Origin of the sequence: Bacillus sp. CR71 (assembly GCF_003429245.1) — a bacterium.
Taxonomy (GTDB): Bacteria; Bacillota; Bacilli; order Bacillales; family Bacillaceae_G; genus Bacillus_A; species Bacillus_A thuringiensis_S.
In genome coordinates this window covers 4,184,518-4,203,680 of sequence record NZ_CP031748.1, presented here as the reverse complement: position 1 = coordinate 4,203,680, position 19,163 = coordinate 4,184,518, and the positions used below count along the sequence as shown (strand labels likewise).

Sequence of the window (19,163 nt, the reverse complement as noted above, 5' to 3'; positions counted from 1 at the left end):
CTCTTTATTTTTTTATCCAATTATATATGTTCCAAATAAAAGAATGGAAAATCATATAACCAAATAAAGAATATGTATGGTTCCAATTCGTACTGTGTATAAATAAACCTAAACTTTCAGCAATCTGTTCAAAAAGGCTAGCACAAATACCAATTGAAATAATAAATAGAATTCTAGAAACTTTAGATAATTTTTTTGAAATGTGTATAAAGATAACTGTTAAAATCGGCAGTACGAATAATGTAAAAGCTATATTAACCGAAAATGTGGATGAGAAGGGTCTAGCTGGAAAGGAATATATTTGTTTATGAACAAAAAAAGCATCTAAACAAGTTCCAATAATAGCAGAGAGAAAGATTGTAACTACTAATGCTAGAAACTCATTCTTCTTCTCGGAGGAGGACATTTTTCTTTGCGAGAATTGCGAGTTCAATTTTTTCGAGTGTTTTGCAGTAGTCTTCTGTAATTTGTCCATTTATATTTTCCTCCTTATCAACTAAATAATGTACAACTTGCCAATCGGTAAACCAATCTTCACTGTCAACTTCCTCATGCTTCATATCTCGCCATGCATAGATGAGTGCAGGGCTGTATATGCGATAAGCGTCATTTCGTAACTGGCATTTTTTTATTCGGCGCTTATAAAACTCACGGGAAAAAGATTCATTTACACTTGAAAATAAATGGGGCCAGTAATCTTTCCTTGATCCCGTGTGCGGATGGTGTTGGGCCCAGCTTATTATTTGAGATAAAACATGTGTATCTCGAAATAATAATGAATATAATCTTTTTCCAATTAATATTCGTTCATGTAAGGAAGTGAAATGTTTCATTGTATCACCAAATAGTAACACTTTTTGTTTCTTATCATTTTCGTAGAATGGGAAAAGGATATGATTAAACTGAAAGAAATCAAAGAGTTTAAATCCAATACTATTGAGTACGGTCTTTTTAAATTGTACATTTTGAATCACTCTTTTTTCTAAGTAGTTTTGTTCATTAATAATAGTTGCAATGGCTAATGTTTTTTTGTTGCCTGTTTTCCAAAAATCGTTCCACATCGTTTCCATAAATGTAGAAACATTTAGGTGAGGGAGAAGGTGAAATAACTTTTGTGATTTCTTTACACTTTGTTCGTAAAGTAAAAATTGAGGGTATACATCTTGGAAAATAAGCCAATTCCCTCTTTCTAAAAAAGAAAAAAATATGAATTGATCTTTCTCTGATAAGATTCTCGTATATAAATCGCCCTTTAAATCAGTCATATTCCAACCGCCGTTACGTGATACCATATGTCCAAGCAGTGCCCAATGTATTTCTGGATATTGAATGTAAAATTGGTAGTATGCGCGTGTTCTTGTAACATTATTTTTATTTAGCTGTTCTGTTTGTATTTTTATTTTGTTGATGATGAGTTGCTCTTCTTTCGTTAATTTATACAAGGTATCAGAAGGAATAAGCTTGCTTTTTTGTTTCAATTCATTTTTTACATCGAATAGGGAGAGGGGCAGTGCTTTGGAAGGTCCGTTATATGTATGATTTGAATTGCTTTGGTCCATTCCGTTACCTCCCTTTTTCATAAATTTAAACATGATTATTGGCTATGAATCATTCTATTTATCCCGCTATTTGCCGGGTAGTAAGATCCCCACCTCAAAATTCAGCGGAAGCAAAGATGTTCGGTGGGGGATCAACTGCCCGTAAAAGCCCGATTGGTGAGGGCTGATAATTAGTGGGGGATGAACAATATCCCCACTGATTAAAGTTTCACTTTATTTTATTACGAGTATAAGAAATAAATGAGCGGTGTTTTTTTACAAGGAATTTATTTATCATGCAAACAGTATAAAAAATCTTACTGTTGTGAGGTGAAATGAAAAACAGAAACGTTGTTTAATAGTTTCTGTTTTTTTATTTTGTCAATTAAATGTAACAAACGACGATTATGATTTGAATCAATTGAAAATAATTCAATAAATACTATTTAAATTGAGATGTTTCGTAGGAGGAAAAGGAATGTTAAATAAAATAATTTTAATTACTGGTGGTACAGGTTCGTGGGGGCATGAACTTATAAAACAACTATTAGAAAAATCACCGAAAGAAATTAGAATTTTTTCAAGAAATGAAACGGTTCAGTTTGAAATGCAGCAACAGTTTATAAATGATGAAAGGTTAAAATTTATTATTGGAGATATTCGTGATAAAGATCAACTAGTCTATGCTTGCCAAGGTGTACATTATATATTTCATCTTGCAGCTTTAAAACACGTTCCAGTATGTGAGTATTATCCTTATGAAGCTATAAAAACCAACATACATGGTACGCAAAATGTAATTGAAGCCTCTATACAGATGCGAGTTGAAAAAGTTATATATGTTTCAACGGATAAAGCAGCTGATCCATCAAATACGTATGGGATGACAAAAGCAATTGGTGAAAAATTAATGGTTCATGCGAATATACAAACGAAGAAAACAAAATTCATTTGTGTTCGTGGTGGAAATGTTTTAGGGACGAGTGGAAGTGTAGTACCGCTTTTTAAACAACAAATTAAAAAATCTTCACAAGTAGGGATTACCGATGCGAATATGACTAGATTTTTCTTAACAGTTGAAGATGCTGTTGGATTGTTATTTAAAGCCGTATATCAAGGTAGAGGCGGGGAAATCTTTGTTATGAAAATGCCGGCATGTAAAATAACAGATTTAGCAGAAGTGTTAATTGAAGATTCGGAAAAAAGGAACGTTAAGGTAAAAGAGGTAGGGATAAGACCAGGTGAAAAATTAAGTGAAATGCTTTTATCTGAGGTAGAGAGTAAAACAAGTATAAGTTTTGATCAAAATTATTTTGTGGTACTACCGACCATTCCTATAGAAGGACTTCAAGAATATTATTCTAGCTATCCGCTAGTGGATGTGAAGAGTTTTAGTTCTCAACAAGACTTACTTGCAAAACATGAGGTGAAACAAATGCTATTAAAAGGAGGATTTTTGCGATGAAAAAAAATGCGAGCCTTTTAATAACTGGTGCAAATGGTTTTACAGGACGCCATGCTTGCCAATATTTTTTAGAGCAGGGCTTTCATGTAATTCCTATGTTTCAAAATCGTGCACATAGAGAAAAAATTAGAAATGGTATTACTTGTAATTTAACTAATAAGAGCGAAGTAATAAAGGTAATGAAACAAATAAAGCCAGACTACGTATTGCATTTAGCAGGAAGGAATTCGGTCATAGAATCTTGGACATCTGCTCTTGAATATATAGAGATTAACGTAATAGGAACGTTATATTTATTAGAAGCAATTAAGCAAGAAGCATCGCATTGTAGAACATTAGTTATAGGATCTGCTTTGCAAGCAGATAGTATGGACGAAATGAAAATTTCAAATCCATATAGTTTAAGTAAAACGATGCAAGTCATTATTGCAGAGGCTTGGGGAGAATTAATGGATTCAAATATTATCATTGCAAAGCCTTCAAATTTAATTGGTCCAGGGGTATCGAATGGCATTTGTTCGATTCTCGCAAAGAAAATGATAGATATAGAATCAGGTAGAAGTAAAGCTATTATTGAAGTAAACAGTTTGAAAGATAGTAGAGATTTTCTAGATGTACGTGATGCGGTTAAAGCGTATCATGTGTTATTACGAGATGGAATAAATGGAAAACAATATAACATCGGATCAGGAGTAAAACGATCTTTATTAGATGTACTAGAACAATATAAAGAATTAACACAGCTAAATTTTTTTATAGAGGAAACAGAGAAAAGTGGGAGCGACTCAAATGAGAGTTTAGTAATAGAGGAAATAAAAAGGTTAGGTTGGATCCCAGAAATTGAATTTCATCAATCATTAAAAGATGTACTTGAGTATGCGAAGTGTAGTGACATCTGCATGCAATGAAAAACAAAAAAGGGTGTAAGAAATATATGAATGGTTATGAAGTAATAGATAATCAAAATACGCTATTTCTTTCAATTGTTGATACGCTGGACTGGAAAGATGAAGAAGCGCATGTATTGCGTCTTTATGAGGCAATACATAAATATCAAGCGTATGTAGAAGAAAAAAGGGTTAATCGAATAAAGTCAGCATTAGAGACCGAAACTAGGTATGTGATTCAAATCTTTGCTCAATATGAGTGTAGTGAGTATGGAAATGATTTTTATGAACTCATTAAAGATCTTTTACAAGATATAGAGGTGGAGTTAAAGATTTATATAAAAAATAATAAGTTTATTTACATTTAAAAGGTAAATATAAAGCTAGATTTTTAATAATAAAGGTGGGTATAAGTTATGAGCAAAACGATTCTTTTTACTGGGGGCGGTACAGCCGGACACGTTATGATTAATATTGTATTAATTCCTAAATTTATAGAGCAAGGATGGAGAGTCGAGTATATTGGATCCAAAAATGGAATTGAAAAATCATTAGTGAAAAATGTTAAATACAATAGTGTTTCAACGGGCAAGCTTAGGAGATATTGGGATTGGGAGAATTTTAAAGATCCTTTTAAAATTATAAGCGGTTGTTTACAAAGTTATAAATTAATTAAGAAAACAAAGCCTGACGTTATCTTTTCAGCAGGAGGATTTGTTTCAGTTCCTGTAGCTATAGGAGCATGGTTAAATCGTGTGCCTATAATTATACGTGAACCAGATAGCACATTAGGACTTGCCAATAAAATAGCATTACCTTTTGCTACAAAGCTATGCACAACATTTCCTCAGACAGGAGAAAATGTAAGTAATGAGAAGAAGGTTTATGTAGGACCGATTGTAAGGGAAGAAATTGAGAAGGGTAACGTATTAAGAGGAAGAAGATATTGTGAATTTCAACAAGATAAACCAGTGTTATTAATTATGGGTGGGAGTCAAGGTGCTAAATGGATAAATGATATGGTAAGGAAATGTTTAGATACAATACTATTAAACTTTAATATTATTCATATATGTGGTAAAGGGAAGGTAGACCCATCTATTGGCATGGAGGGGTATATGCAATTTGAATATATAGGAGACGAGTTGCCGCATATACTAAATATGGCAAGTGTTGTAGTTTCCAGAGCGGGTTCTACTGCTATTTCTGAATTGTTATTTTTGAAGAAACCGATGTTGCTTATCCCGTTAACTAACAGTTCCAGTAGGGGAGATCAAGGTTTAAATGCTGAATATTTTTCACGGCAAGGATATGCGGAAGTAATACTCCAAGACAGAGTAAATACGAATACATTTATACATGCAGTAAATAAGTTGTATACAAATCAGGAGAAATATATTCAAAACATGAATGAATATAAAAAAACAAATGATGAGGGGATTCATCAATTAGTAGATATAATAAATGATGTGGTGAAGTAATAGAAATGTAAATGGAAAAACAAAAGGAAAGAAGGTATCTTCTTTCCTTTTTACTATATTTGTTCAAATTTATTGTTAGTTATTCCAATTAGCTATGTAATATGGGTGAATGCCGTTTTCTAATAGCTCAGTAAATGCATCAATATGAATAGGCTTACTGTAATAATAACCTTGAATAAACTGACATTTATTTTTTTGAAGGAAATTTACGTGCTCTTTTGTTTCTACACCTTCAGCAATGACAGACATTCCTAGTGTATTTGCTAATGTGATGATTGTTTTAATAATTTCCATTCCATCATCACATGTTTCAGACATTGTAATAAATTCTCTCGGAATTTTTAATGTATCAATTGGATATAAAGGTAAGTAGGCTAGCGAAGAATAACCTGTACCAAAGTCGTCGATTGAAATGTGAATCCCTAGACTTTTTAGTGTACGCAGTTTTATCAATGTTTCTCGTTCATCCATCATTGCAATTCGCTCTGTTAATTCAAGATCAAGAGAGCTTGCTGGTAAACCTGTATTTGTTAAAGTAGAAGAAATAGACCTTACAAAATCCTCTTGTTCAAATTCTTTAGCAGATAAATTTACACCTATTTTTAAATGTGAATATCCGAGTCCGTGCCAACGTTTCATTTGCTTACAAGCCTGCTCTAATGTCCATTTTCCTATTGAAATAATTTGTAGTGTTTCTTCTGCAATCGGAATAAACTCGTATGGAGAAATAATACCTAATTCAGGATGATTCCACCTAATTAAAGCTTCTGCACCGATGATTTTATTAGATTCACTATCAACTTGAGGTTGATACAAAAGGAACAATTCTTCATTTTGTAGTGCGTTTGGTAAATCTTTTTCTAATCGTAATCGTCTTTCAATTTTTTTAGCGATTACATCGTCATAAATAGAGAGAGAGTTAAGCTCTTTTGCTTTTGCATCATACATTGCAACATTGGCGTTTTTCAGGAGTGTAGCGGTATCGATTCCGGAATGTGGATAAATAGCGATGCCGATACTCAGTGATAAAGTTAATTTATGCTCATGTATGATAAATGATTTTTTCATGCATTCAAATAATTGGTTACATAATTGGAATAAGTAATCTTCGTCAGTATAGTTTTCAATTATGATTGTAAATTCATCGCCACCGATTCTTGAAAGATGAGTATGTGATGGAAGACATGATTGGAATCGCTTTGCTACTTCTTCTAATATGTAATCTCCTGACGAATGTCCAAGTGTATCGTTAATTGCTTTAAAGCGATCTAAATCTAAATATAATAATGCAAACTCGCTTCCTGCTATTTTAGCATTTTTTATAACTCTCTTTAATTTTTTATGAAAAAAGGCACGGTTCCCAATTTTCGTTACTGTGTCATGGAATGCTAAATATTTAATTTCTTCTTGCTGTTTTTTTAGTGCAGTAATATCTTTCACCATAATATAGCTTCCTGAAATTTGTCCGTCTATTATAATAGGAATGATTGTAACGTATAAAAAATAAGTAAAGCCATCTTTATATTGAGAACTAAGTTGTAAGGATGCCGATTCTTGTTGTTTCACTTTCTCTAATGCCAATGCTAGCTTATGCTTATCTTCATCTAAAATAATCGAAAAACAAGTTTCACCTAGTAACTCATCCGTTGGTGCACCAAGTAGTACACTCCCAGCCTTATTTACATTTAAGAATATTCCATTTAAATCAATGGTGAAAATAGGGTCAGGATGATATTCATATAATGATTTAAACTTTTGTTGTTTTTGAGAAAGAGCCTCTGATTTATGAACTAAATCAGACGTCCGTAAAGTAACTTTTTCTTCTAGTTGGGCATTAAATGCCTGCAAACGTTTTGTTAAGGAATTGTTTTGCATACGTACGATAGAATGACGAATGAGTACGAAAATAAAAGTAATACAATTTCCTGTAATGAGAGTTGAAGATGATGTTTGTTCTTTTAATGTAAACCCGATTAGTATTGCAACAGCAAGATAGGGAAATACAACTAAAGCTTTTTTTCCTATTATAGGGTTTACAATGAAATAATTTTTATGGCTATTATGATCTTCTGGAATAGAGCCAGCTATTGCAATAAGTAATATAGGTATTCTATATAAAAGACGTAATAATGTTATCGTTTCAGTTGATAAGTGGTTATTTAAGTAAAAATAAATATAGTTAAAAGTTGCAGAACTTATTAATACAAAAATAAAGATATAAATTTTCCGTTTGGATTTAAAAATTGTTGGACGGAAAAAGAGACTAACACCTAGCAGCAGAAATAATAAATCTGCAATTGGGTATAAAAATGAAAGGAAAACATCTCCTAGTGAAAGAGAGAATATATTTAAACTTGGTTGGTTAAATAAATACCATTCTAATGTAAATATGGAAGTAAGCACTATGCATATATCACAAATAAAGAACGCTTTTTCCCATTTATTGCATTCCTTTAAAATTTTATAGCAGAAAGCGATAAGACAGAAAAATAGAAAAAACATGTAAAATACATCAGAAACAGTAAAACGATGTATTGGAATTTCGAAGAAGCTATCCTGATATGTATATACTATTTTCCCTAATAAAAAACTACCAATTGCTATTGTAATACATATCCAAAACGGATTTGAACTGACTTTTTTAGAATATATAGAGTAAATCAGTGATACAAATGTAATGGCTTCAACGATAAGTGAAGCGAAGCGTACATCTGAATTTGAAAAATGAGTAGGGAACAGATAGAAAAACATAAAATAGATTGAATAGCATATTAATGTTCCAATTAATATACATAATTGTAAATTTTTATTTAATTTCAATGAAATCACCTTCTTTAATTATGTACTATGTTCGTTATATCTATACATAATAATATTATTTAAGAATTGTATCAGATTTCCTTATAAAAATCATGTTTATAAGGAAAGTGTTAAATAGTGTAAGTATTCTTAAAGTTAAAAAAACATTGTGGTTGATAGTATAGACTGTATCAAGATTTTAAATAGAAATTGTATATTTAGTCATCCTTTGAATTGTAAAGTTTTTTTAGTGATTTGTAAGTGGAGATGCAAAATTGCATATAAAATGATGAGGATTTTTTAGGCGAGATTTTTATTTTAAATCTGAAAATTAACATTTGTGAAAATATAGGGAAAGGATATAGAATAAGAACGTGTATTCTTACAGAGTGGATAGTATTGCCACTAAATAGGGAGGTTTTTTTATGATATATCGAATTAAAGATGCAGAAATATACTATGAAATTGTGGGAGAGGGTAAACCGGTCATTATCATACATGGCTGCGCCCCTGATCATAGGTTAATGATGAAATGTATGGAATCAGTATTTCAGAAATATGAAGGTTATAAGCGAATATATATTGATTTACCTGGTATGGGGAAATCGAACGCTCCAAATTGGATAAATAGTTCAGATCGTATAGTAGAAGTGCTTATCACATTTATTGAGGAAATCATTTCTACTGAAAAATTTTTATTGGTAGGAGAATCATATGGAGGCTATTTAGCCAAAGGTATACTTACAAAGATGTTTGAGAGAGTTAGCGGATTACTATTAGTATGTCCTGTTGTTGTAGCGGAGCCAGAAAAAAGGATTCTTCCAGATAAACAGGTAATTGTACAAGATGAGGAATATTTAAATACGCTTACTTCCACGGAAAGAGAGAAATTTTGTGAGTTAGCTGTAATAGCAAATGAATATACATATACGCGATTTAAAGAAGAAATTAAGCCTGGGTTAGATGTTGCTAATTATGAATTTATTGAAAGGTTGCAAAAGAATTACTCTCTTACTATGGATTTTCAGCGTGAAAAATATGAAAAGCCCGTTCTTTTACTGACTGGAAGACAAGATATATCAGTAGGTTATCAAAATATTATAGAAATTATTGAAGAATATCCCAGGGCAACATTAGCAGTGTTAGATATGGCAGGGCATAATTTGCAAATTGAGCAGCCTGAATTATTTGAGAGTTTAGTAGGAGAATGGATTAGACGAACAAATCAGCACATTTTATAAAGTATTTTAGTATTACACTTAAGTGTTGAAATGGGATAAATGAACGTGATGTATTAACTAATAAACAATTTTAAGGAGAAATTATGAGCACATATATTTATATGGTTAGACATGGTGAATCACCAAAACTAGAAGGAAATGAAAGAATGCGCGGGTTAACTGAGAAGGGACGTATGGATGCCCGTAGAGTAACTGACATATTAAAAGCGGAGAAAATTCATACTTTTATTTCCAGTCCCTATAATCGGGCTATGTTAACGATAGAGGAGTCAGCTAATTTCCATGAAAAAGAAATAGTAGTATATGAAAATCTTAAAGAGTGTATGTTTTCAAGTGAGGGTCAGGTTATATCAGACAAAGAGGTGTATCCACTTGTACAGAAGATGTTCTCTAATCCGGACTTTTCACGAACGGAAGGAGAGTCATATGCAGACTGCCAGAGAAGAGTAGTGAAAGTATTAAAAGAAATCTTAATAGATTTTCAAGGACGCAAAATTGTAATTGGTACACATGGGCTTGTCATGACATTAATGATGAACTATTTTGATAAACAATATGGTTTTGAATTTTTAATGAATACGTCAAAACCGGATATATATAAGATGGAGTTTAAAGAAGAACAATTAATGAATGTAGAGAGATTATGGAAAGCGGAATAAAATTAGTTGCATGGATTTTGTTGTAAAAGTTACTTTTATAGCAAAGTCTTTTTTTGAATAGAAAGCATCTTTATCAACTATTTTTAGAATGTTAAATCAATAAGTAATTATTCAGTATTTGAATAAATTATGGGGGAATTGGTTTAGGGAAACAATTTTAAATGTGTCAAAACTCCAAACGTTGGATTTATATTCAATAGGAGAAAAAGATGTAGAATTTTGTCTTACAGTCCCCGTTTACTTTTCATTTCATTACATATAGGCTTTGTGGTGTAAGGGGGACATCACCTTTACGCAAAATCTATAAGGAGGTCATTGTAATGAAACAGATTAAAAAGTTTGCGGGAGTTGCTTTAGCGGGGACGATTGGATTAAGTGGACTACTGTTTTTAGAACCAAGTGTAAGCGTTGCGGAAGCACAGCAAGTGAAAGTGGAAAATTTCAATACAATTGATGTAACGATGGATCTAAATGAATTGTATGTATTAAGTGGCAGAAGTATTGATATTCTTTCTGGAGATAAAGAAGCAATTCAGTTAAATAAATACACAATTAGTTTTAATAAACCTGGGAAGTATGTGATTAAAGTAAATGGTTGTATTTATGATGATGTATATACTTTTATTGTGAATGAGTAGTATTATATATTCTTAAATTGCGAGATAAAAACAGAAACACCCTATTTGCGGCGGGAGTCGTAAATAGGGTGAATTTATTTGCATTAAGCAGTACTTTAAATATGTTCACTAATTTTCTTTTTGTTATGTAAAGTATGTAAAAGTGTTTGAAACATCTTAAATGATTGCTGAAAGATTGGACTTTGAATAAAGGTGTACAGAAAAGTTACGATGAAAACAGGACCGCCTAGCATAAATCCAACAACTAGTACAATACATTCTACTATGATTCTAGCACGGCTAATAGAAAGTCCTGTTTTGTCGGAAATAGTAAGCATGAATCCATCACGAGGGCCAGCGCCAATCCCAGCTGCAACGTACATCCCTCCCCCGATACCTGTAATGGCAATACCAGAAAATAAAATGAGTAAGTTTATCCATAAATAATTACTAGCGTCTGGAAGCATGTTTGATTGTAAGAAAAAGTCCATAATGGGACCGATAAGTAGTGCATTCAAAAATGTACCGACATTTATATATTTTCGATCTACTAGTAAAGATATTAGAACGAGACATAACCCACATATGACACTCCACGTACCAATGGTCCATCCAAACTTTTGGTAGAGAGCCATATTTAAAACTTCCCAAGGGTGCAAGCCTAGAAATTTAACTTTGACCGCAAGAGCATTTCCAAGGCCAAAGAAAATTAATCCTAAGAAAAAAAGAAAATAGCGAAAGAGAGTTAGCCTCATCTTTAAAACCTCCCATATTTTATAATTATGTATGTTACCTGTTACGGTTTTAATGTACAAATATTATGTCTTTTTATCATTCGTTTAAAAATGTTAACAATGTAAATGAAATATGTATCTTCACAGTCAAAAAAGTTAAAATATTTCGTTTTAAGGATTATAATGGAGAGAGAAACGTAAAAGGGAGTGAATGAACTTGAAACAAGAACTTATTGAAAGATTTACGAGATATGTAAAAATTGATACGCAATCAAATGAAGAAAGCCATACAGTACCAACAACACCAGGACAAATTGAGTTTGGTAAGTTATTAGTGGAAGAGCTAAAAGAAATTGGGTTAACAGAAGTAATGATGGATGATAATGGCTATGTAATGGCAACACTTCCAGCTAATACGGACAAGGATGTTCCTGTAATCGGATTTTTAGCTCATTTAGATACGGCAACAGACTTTACAGGGAAAAACGTCAAGCCACAAATTCATGAAAATTTTGATGGTAATGCAATTACGTTAAATGAAGAGCTAAATGTTGTGTTAACACCAGAGCAGTTCCCGGAATTACCATCATATAAAGGGCATACCATTATTACAACTGATGGTACAACACTTCTAGGAGCAGATGATAAAGCTGGTCTTACAGAAATTATGGTTGCAATGAACCATTTAATACATAATCCGCAAATTAAGCACGGGAAAATAAGAGTAGCATTTACACCGGATGAAGAAATTGGTCGTGGGCCAGCGCATTTTGATGTAGAAGCGTTTGGTGCATCATTCGCTTATACGATGGATGGAGGTCCATTAGGTGGTTTAGAGTATGAAAGTTTTAATGCTGCAGGTGCTAAGTTAACGTTTAACGGAACGAATACACATCCTGGAACAGCGAAAAATAAAATGCGCAATGCAACTAAACTGGCTATGGAGTTTAATGGGCATTTACCAGTAGAAGAGGCGCCAGAATATACAGAAGGCTATGAAGGATTCTATCATTTACTTTCTTTAAATGGTGATGTTGAGCAAAGTAAAGCGTATTATATTGTTCGAGACTTTGATCGTGAAAATTTTGAGGCACGTAAAAATAACGTTAAAAATATTGTGAAGAATATGCAAGAAAAGTATGGTGAAGATGCAGTCGTCTTAGAAATGAATGATCAATACTATAACATGCTTGAAAAAATTGAACCGGTAAGAGAAATTGTTGATATTGCATATGAAGCAATGAAAAGTTTAGACATTGAACCAAATATTCATCCGATTCGCGGAGGCACAGATGGATCACAATTATCATATATGGGATTACCGACGCCGAATATTTTCACTGGTGGTGAAAACTATCACGGTAAATTTGAGTATGTTTCGGTAGATAATATGGAAAAAGCCGTTCAAGTTATTGTAGAAATTGCAAGACGTTTTGAGGAGCAAGCTTAAAAAAGAACCAAGTAGTACGAATGTGCTACTTGGTTCTTTTAATATAGTACTCGCCATAAATAAAAAGTCGCATAAGACTCCCAATTAGCCCAGTTTGCCGCGAAATCTTTTATTTCATTTTTAGTCGGTTTATTTTCGGAACCTGTTATAAATTTAATTGCATTATGCAGACCAACATCATCAATTGGAAAAGCTGAAGGAAATCTTAAACAACGCATTAAAACATAGTTGGCAGTCCATGGGCCTATACCATGGATAGCGGTTAATTGTTTCTCAGCAACCTTTACATCTTGTGTTTGCAGTAAATCCTCTTTTGATAGTTTTCCCTCTGTGATAAGCTTCGCAATACCGATTAAATATTCACATTTTCTAGTCGTCATTTTTAATTGTTGGAGATCTTCTACATGTAGATTTGCAATTGTTTCAGGTGATGGGAATATCCAATGCTTTCTACCGTCCCATTCTACATAACTTCCAAATTGCTCAACTAATCTTCTTTTTAGCGTATAAGCATATGTTAGGTTAATTTGTTGACCGATAATTCCCCAGGAAAGTGCCTCAAATAAGTCTGGAATACCTAAAGTACGAAGGCCATAATATTGTTCAATTGGTCCTTGAAGGAGTAAATCATGTTTAGCTAATGTATAAAAGGGGGCTAAATCAGTAGTTAAATCAAACCATTCTTTTACATAGTTAGCTACAGCTTCACGTATCGATTTTTCAGATGTGAATGATTCTTCTAAACAAAGTATTTGAATATTGCCATCTGTATTCACACTAATTTCAACTAGAGGATTTATATCTTGAACAGGGATAACTTTATAAATTTTGTTATCTTCAATATGGAACATACATTCATTGTTAGAACGTGATAGATAACGTAAATTTTCTTGGAAACAAAATTCTTTTGGAACTGCTATAGATAATGCGCTATTATATTCTGCTGTCATATGAATTCCACCTGCAACTTTTCTAATGTAAGCAATTTTTTCTTCATTTCTAATCCACCCCTAAATCCGGTTAGTTTCCCATTCTTCCCAATAACGCGGTGACAAGGAATGGTAATAAGAAGAGGGTTAGCAGCAATAGCAGAAGCAACGGCGCGCACAGCTTTAGGTTTTTGAATTCTTTCAGCAATTTCTGTATAAGAATAGGTCTTTCCATAAGGAATTTCACGTACCGCATTCCAAACAGATGATTGAAAATTAGTTCCATAAGCATCGATAGGGAATGTAAAAGTTTCTCGCTTGCTTTCTAAATATTCGATAATTTCTTTCGTATATATTTGCAAGTAATCTGGACTATGGATCAATATATGTTGGGGCAGTTTTTTTCTAGCCCATATATTTAATTCTTCAAAGTTTTCGTCTTGTGATCCAATGAAACATAGTCCATTTTCAGTTGCAGCAATATGAAATCGCCAATTTTTATGTGTAAGTAGCGTCCAATATATATAATTATTTTTGTAGGAATTCATTATCGTATCCCTCTTTCATTTCGTTCTTTTTTCGATATTCAGTAGGAGTAAATCCGGTTTTTTTTTAAATAAAGTTGCGAAATACTCTGGGTTTTCTATCCCGACAGCAGTACTAATTTCTTTAATAGATTGATTTGTGTGTAAAAGGTATTCGGTTGCTTTAAGAACCCTGAATTGTTGTATATATTCTATAGGAGTTAGCCCTATTATTCTTTTGAAAGTACGCTGTAAATGAAAAGGGCTACCATGACACATTTCCGCAAGCATGTCGAGAGTTAAGGATTCGTCATAATGCTTTTCGATATAGTCTTTAATTTGTTCTACCCACTCTTCATTAGGTAAAGTGATCCCGTTTGGCTTACAACGTTTGCACGGGCGAAAGTTTTCACTTAATGCTTGTTCTGCATGATGAAAAATTCGTACATTGTTTCTATTCGGTATTCTTGATTTGCATGATGGCCTGCAAAAGATTCCAGTTGATTTCACAGCATAAAAGAATTTGCTATCATAGGAAGAATCATTATGAATAATTGCATGCCAATACTCACTCGTTAATGTTAACCCTTCATTGTGCAAAAACATCACCTCTGAAAGTAGTATAACCTGAATAAAGTGCGTATGTACGTATTTACAAATGTAAGAGCAAGATTACAAAGATGAACATATGATTGTTTTTCTATTTTGTGATAGCATGAACTTTGAAAGTGAACATCAAGAGGAGGACTATAAGTGAAGTTAATTTCATGGAATGTAAATGGTTTACGTGCAGTTATTGCAAAGGGTGGATTTTTAGAATATCTCGAAGAATCTAATGCAGATATATTTTGTCTGCAAGAGATTAAATTGCAAAGTGGCCAAATTGATTTAAATCTAGAGGGATATTATACATACTGGAATTACGCTGTGAAAAAAGGGTATTCGGGAACGGCTATTTTTACAAAAAAAGAACCGCTTTCTGTTACATACGGCTTAGAAATTGAAGAGCATGATCAAGAAGGGCGACTTATTACATTAGAATTCGAAGATTTTTACATGATCACGTTATATACACCAAATTCAAAACGTGGATTAGAACGATTAGATTACAGAATGAAATGGGAAGATGATTTCAGATCCTATATCAAACGATTAGATGAGAAAAAACCAGTTATTTTTTGTGGAGACCTAAATGTTGCTCATAAAGAAATCGATTTGAAAAATCCAAAAAGTAATCGTAAAAACCCTGGATTCTCCGATGAGGAACGAGAGAAATTTACATGTATTTTAGAAGAAGGATTTATTGATACGTATCGTTACCTTTATTCTGATCAAGAAGGTGCATACTCGTGGTGGTCGTATCGTATGGGCGCGAGAGCGAAAAATATCGGATGGCGTTTAGATTATTTTGTTGTTTCGGAAAGAATGAAAGACCAAATAACAGAAGCGAAAATTAATAGTGAAGTAATGGGATCAGACCATTGTCCAGTTGAATTACATATAAATTTCTAAAAAAAGAAGTATCTCCCTAAAATCAGGCGGATACTTCTTTTTTTAATTCAGTTTGTTAAAATTTTTCAAATCATTCTTGAAATAATTTCATATTAAATATATACTTAGTAACGATAATCATTATCAGTAGAAACGGTTATCAAGTGATGAAGGTGTAAAAGAATTATAGTCTAGGGGAAGTGAACGTGAATGAGTTCTGGATAAAATTATTAATCTAATGAAATATATATTTGAGACAAGGTTCATATAGTTAAATTTTATTGAGAATATAGTTTGAAAATTCGAGAGGAGACATATAAAGATGAACAAGAAATTATTTACTTTAGGGATGGTTACAGTTTTAAGTGTAGGTTTAGCGGCATGTAATAGTGCGGATAAAACTTCAGGCGAGCAAAAACAACAGACAAAAGCTACGGAAACGAAAAAAGATGAAAAACGAAAAATTACATATTTAGGTAAAGAATATACAGTGCCAGCAAAAGTAGATAAAATTGCGACAGCTAGTTTAGAGTCAATGGAAGATGCGGCGGTACTTGGAATTAAACCAGTTGGTGCCATTACTGTAGGTGGTAAATTACCAAAATACCTTGAAAAAGAGTTAGAAGGTGCGAAATCTGTTGGTGAGAAAATGCAACCAAATTTCGAAACATTACTACAATTAAAACCAGATGTTATTACATCGAGTACGAAATTCCCAGCAGAAACAGCTGAAAAGTTTACGAAAGTAGCTCCTACATTCCCGGTATCACACGTTTCAACAAATTGGGAAGATAACTTAAAGTTAATGGGAGAATTAACTGGTAAAAAAGATAAAGCAGAAAAAATTATTAAAGACTACAATTCGGACGCTGAAAAAGCAAAAGCAAAACTAGGAGATAAGTTAAAAGATAAAAAAGTACTTGTCATTAGATTAAGAGCAAACGAATTATTCTTATATCCAGATGGAGTATACTTCAACCCTGTAATTTATAAAGATCTTGGACTAACTGCTCCAGAACAATTGAAAACTGTAAAAGCACAAGAGAAAATTTCATTTGAAAAACTTGCTGAACTTAACCCAGATTATATTTTCTTACAATATGAGGCAAGTGAAAATAAAAACCCGAAAGTGTTAGAAGAAATTGAAAGTAATCCAATTTGGCAAAGTATGAATGCTGCGAAGGAAAAGAAAGTATTTGTAAATGTTGTAGATCCAATGGCACAAGGTGGTACTGCTTGGAGTAAAACAGCATTCTTAAAAGAAGCAGTGAAAAATTTATCTAAATAATACAATAAGTAAGGTGCGTTGAATGATATGCAGAAAACAAATGCAGTACCAGTAACCATATTATGTATAGCACCCATACTCATCTTATTTACAGTTATACTTTCGATTTTGTATGGGGCGAAAAGTATTGATGCTGAAACAGTGTGGAACGCATTATTTCATTTTGATTCAAGCGATGTAAATCATAATATTATTATTACTTCACGTTTACCAAGGGTAGTTGCAGCTCTTTTAGTCGGAGCATTTCTAGCCATATCAGGAGCACTTATGCAGGGGATGACAAGAAACTATCTTGCATCCCCTTCTATTATGGGTGTGACGGATGGCGCTGCCTTTGTTATTACACTTTGTATGATCTTTCTTCCGGGAATGTCATCAATTGGTATGGTTTTATGTTCAATGATTGGTTCTGCACTAGGAGCCGGTATCGTGTTTGGTTTTGGTTCGCTCCTTCAAAATGGCTTATCACCAGTTAGGTTAGCGATTATAGGGACAGTTATTGGAACATTTTTAAGCAGTGTATCGGCTGCAATGGCTTCATATTTTCAAATTTCTCAAAATGTTAGTTTTTGGTTTAATGCAAAATTAGATCAAGTAGATCCTAATATCATTAAAATCACGATACCGTTTGGGATAATTGGAATAATTTTAGCGCTGTTAATATCAAAATCTATTACCATTCTTTCATTAGGCGAAGAGGTTTCTATTAATTTAGGGCAGCGTACAAAACTAGTTAAAGCGATGGCAATTTTATCAGTTATCTTTTTAACAGGAACAGCAGTTGCTTTAGTGGGGAAAGTTGGTTTTGTAGGTTTAATTATTCCGCACATTACTCGCTTTATAATTGGGGTAGATTATAAGTGGATTTTGCCATGTGCAGGCGTTATTGGTGGCGTTTTCTTAGCGTTATGTGATGTTTTAAGTAGATTTGTAAATTATCCATTTGAAACGCCAATTGGAGTCGTAACATCTTTAATTGGAATTCCTTTCTTCCTTTATTTAATTCGTACAAGAGGAGGAGAGAGACATGCTTAAAAGTTCAAGTCAACGTTTTGGAATGACGATGGGGATTATTGTATTTTTAATACTATGTGCCATTTACATTAGTTTAACGAATGGTACGTTTGATATTACGATTACAGATGTATTTAAAACACTTTTTAGAATTGATCCAGTACCAGAACATGATTTAGTTATTTTTGAGTTTCGCCTTCCGCGTATTGTAATTGCTGGATTAGTAGGATTAGGCCTTGGTGTTGCAGGTGCCGTTATTCAAGGGATTACAAGAAATGGATTGGCAGACCCAGGTATTTTAGGCGTAAACGCCGGAGCAGGAACAGCCATCGTTATTTTTATGTTTTTCTTTCAAGGGCAACTAAAGAGCACAGATTGGATTTCTATAATGATGATGCCTATGTTTGGTTTAATAGGTGGATTAGGTGCAGCGCTAATCATTTATTTGTTTTCTTGGAAAAACGGTAAGTTAGATTCGCAACGACTGTTATTAACAGGGATTGCAATCGGTTCAGGGTTTGGAGCATTCTCTATGTATTTATCACTCAAAATGAAGTCAACCGATTTCGAGATGGCTGCAGTGTGGGTGTCTGGAAGTATATATAGTGCAAACTGGAAGTATATTGTGGCTATGTTACCATGGCTTATTATCTTAATTCCGCTTATACAAAAGAAAGCTTATTTATTAGATTTATTTCAATTGGAAGAAACGAGTATTACAAGTTTAGGTGTTTCAGTAGAAAGAGAGAAATCGATTTTACTGTTAAGTAGTATCGGACTTGTGAGCGCATGTGTTGCTGTTTCAGGGAGTATCGGTTTTATTGGACTAATGGCACCGCATATAGCGAAAAGACTTGTCGGTATTCAACATAAGTATATAATTCCTACGTGCGGCGTAATAGGAATGTTTCTTGTAATTGCTTCAGACTTTATTGCGAAAACAGTTTTCACACCTGTAGAGCTACCAGTTGGAATCGTTATTTCTATTGTCGGTGTACCGTATTTCTTATATTTACTTTATAAGGCGAAAGCGTAAGAGGAGGAAT

The 19,163-nt window shown here is 33.0% G+C and carries 18 protein-coding genes and 1 pseudogene; 12 read left to right on the top strand and 7 right to left on the bottom strand.

Features of this window, described 5'->3' with window-relative positions; genetic code table 11:
- Positions 1 to 4 precede the first annotated feature (4 nt).
- Entirely contained in the window at positions 5 to 406 is a 402-nt protein-coding gene (locus DOS87_RS30360; RefSeq protein ID WP_042595508.1) for a CBO0543 family protein, read from the bottom strand.
- On the bottom strand, positions 381 to 1,559 hold the full coding sequence (locus DOS87_RS20995; protein ID WP_000372811.1) for a DUF2515 domain-containing protein: 1,179 nt from the start codon (positions 1,557 to 1,559) through the stop codon (positions 381 to 383). Before DOS87_RS20995 ends, DOS87_RS30360 begins: the two co-directional genes overlap by 26 nt.
- A 457-nt stretch (positions 1,560 to 2,016) precedes the next feature.
- On the opposite strand from DOS87_RS20995, the gene DOS87_RS20990 reads away from it, so the two are divergent.
- The 4 genes from DOS87_RS20990 to DOS87_RS20975 are packed head-to-tail and all read left to right on the top strand — an operon-like array spanning position 2,017 to position 5,371.
- Positions 2,017 to 3,003, top strand: a complete 987-nt coding sequence (locus DOS87_RS20990) for a UDP-N-acetylglucosamine 4,6-dehydratase family protein (RefSeq protein ID WP_000932593.1) — start codon at positions 2,017 to 2,019, stop codon at positions 3,001 to 3,003.
- Positions 3,000 to 3,911 carry an SDR family oxidoreductase gene (locus DOS87_RS20985; RefSeq protein ID WP_000739089.1) on the top strand — a complete coding sequence of 304 codons (912 nt, stop codon included), beginning with the start codon at positions 3,000 to 3,002 and terminating at the stop codon, positions 3,909 to 3,911. The genes DOS87_RS20990 and DOS87_RS20985 overlap by 4 nt, the downstream gene beginning before the upstream one ends.
- On the top strand, positions 3,908 to 4,258 hold the full coding sequence (locus DOS87_RS20980; protein ID WP_002082318.1) for a DUF6572 domain-containing protein: 351 nt from the start codon (positions 3,908 to 3,910) through the stop codon (positions 4,256 to 4,258). Before DOS87_RS20985 ends, DOS87_RS20980 begins: the two co-directional genes overlap by 4 nt.
- 48 nt (positions 4,259 to 4,306) lie before the next feature.
- Positions 4,307 to 5,371 carry an undecaprenyldiphospho-muramoylpentapeptide beta-N-acetylglucosaminyltransferase gene (locus DOS87_RS20975; protein ID WP_000047567.1) on the top strand — a complete coding sequence of 355 codons (1,065 nt, stop codon included), beginning with the start codon at positions 4,307 to 4,309 and terminating at the stop codon, positions 5,369 to 5,371.
- A gap of 75 nt (positions 5,372 to 5,446) precedes the next feature.
- On the opposite strand, the gene DOS87_RS20970 is transcribed toward DOS87_RS20975, so the two are convergent.
- Complete coding sequence (locus DOS87_RS20970) at positions 5,447 to 8,191, bottom strand: sensor domain-containing protein (protein ID WP_000773542.1); 2,745 nt, start codon at positions 8,189 to 8,191, stop codon at positions 5,447 to 5,449.
- 404 nt (positions 8,192 to 8,595) lie between these two features.
- On the opposite strand from DOS87_RS20970, the gene DOS87_RS20965 reads away from it, so the two are divergent.
- The 3 genes from DOS87_RS20965 (at position 8,596) to DOS87_RS20955 (ending at position 10,708) form a co-directional block, all read left to right on the top strand.
- Positions 8,596 to 9,411 carry an alpha/beta fold hydrolase gene (locus tag DOS87_RS20965; RefSeq protein ID WP_000640339.1) on the top strand — a complete coding sequence of 272 codons (816 nt, stop codon included), beginning with the start codon at positions 8,596 to 8,598 and terminating at the stop codon, positions 9,409 to 9,411.
- Between the two features lie 83 nt (positions 9,412 to 9,494).
- Entirely contained in the window at positions 9,495 to 10,070 is a 576-nt protein-coding gene (locus DOS87_RS20960) for a histidine phosphatase family protein (RefSeq protein ID WP_000109173.1), read from the top strand.
- Positions 10,071 to 10,390: 320 nt separating this feature from the next.
- On the top strand, positions 10,391 to 10,708 hold the full coding sequence (locus DOS87_RS20955) for a hypothetical protein (RefSeq protein ID WP_000809494.1): 318 nt from the start codon (positions 10,391 to 10,393) through the stop codon (positions 10,706 to 10,708).
- Positions 10,709 to 10,803: 95 nt separating this feature from the next.
- Here DOS87_RS20955 and DOS87_RS20950 read toward each other — a convergent pair whose 3' ends face one another.
- Entirely contained in the window at positions 10,804 to 11,442 is a 639-nt protein-coding gene (locus tag DOS87_RS20950) for a YczE/YyaS/YitT family protein (protein WP_001241258.1), read from the bottom strand.
- Positions 11,443 to 11,638: 196 nt separating this feature from the next.
- On the opposite strand from DOS87_RS20950, the gene pepT reads away from it, so the two are divergent.
- Entirely contained in the window at positions 11,639 to 12,871 is a 1,233-nt protein-coding gene (gene pepT, locus DOS87_RS20945) for a peptidase T (RefSeq protein ID WP_000807003.1), read from the top strand.
- A 38-nt stretch (positions 12,872 to 12,909) separates the two neighbouring features.
- Here pepT and DOS87_RS20940 read toward each other — a convergent pair whose 3' ends face one another.
- From DOS87_RS20940 to DOS87_RS20930, 3 genes and pseudogenes are all read right to left on the bottom strand, one after another.
- Positions 12,910 to 13,821 (bottom strand): DNA-3-methyladenine glycosylase 2, encoded by a 912-nt coding sequence (locus tag DOS87_RS20940; protein ID WP_000123497.1) that lies wholly within the window; start codon positions 13,819 to 13,821, stop codon positions 12,910 to 12,912.
- A complete protein-coding gene (locus tag DOS87_RS20935; RefSeq protein WP_001089834.1) occupies positions 13,818 to 14,348 on the bottom strand; it encodes a methylated-DNA--[protein]-cysteine S-methyltransferase in 531 nt (176 codons plus the stop codon). The genes DOS87_RS20940 and DOS87_RS20935 overlap by 4 nt, the downstream gene beginning before the upstream one ends.
- Positions 14,329 to 14,924 (bottom strand): annotated as a pseudogene (locus tag DOS87_RS20930) (bifunctional transcriptional activator/DNA repair enzyme AdaA). The gene DOS87_RS20935 and the pseudogene DOS87_RS20930 overlap by 20 nt, the downstream one beginning before the upstream one ends.
- 153 nt (positions 14,925 to 15,077) lie before the next feature.
- On the opposite strand from DOS87_RS20930, the gene DOS87_RS20925 reads away from it, so the two are divergent.
- The 4 genes from DOS87_RS20925 (at position 15,078) to DOS87_RS20910 (ending at position 19,153) form a co-directional block, all read left to right on the top strand.
- Complete coding sequence (locus DOS87_RS20925; RefSeq protein ID WP_000767606.1) at positions 15,078 to 15,836, top strand: exodeoxyribonuclease III; 759 nt, start codon at positions 15,078 to 15,080, stop codon at positions 15,834 to 15,836.
- Between the two features lie 301 nt (positions 15,837 to 16,137).
- A complete protein-coding gene (locus tag DOS87_RS20920) occupies positions 16,138 to 17,103 on the top strand; it encodes an iron-hydroxamate ABC transporter substrate-binding protein (RefSeq protein ID WP_001035504.1) in 966 nt (321 codons plus the stop codon).
- A 27-nt stretch (positions 17,104 to 17,130) separates the two neighbouring features.
- On the top strand, positions 17,131 to 18,138 hold the full coding sequence (locus DOS87_RS20915) for a FecCD family ABC transporter permease (RefSeq protein ID WP_001173054.1): 1,008 nt from the start codon (positions 17,131 to 17,133) through the stop codon (positions 18,136 to 18,138).
- A complete protein-coding gene (locus tag DOS87_RS20910) occupies positions 18,131 to 19,153 on the top strand; it encodes a FecCD family ABC transporter permease (protein WP_000920455.1) in 1,023 nt (340 codons plus the stop codon). Before DOS87_RS20915 ends, DOS87_RS20910 begins: the two co-directional genes overlap by 8 nt.
- Positions 19,154 to 19,163: the final 10 nt, after the last annotated feature.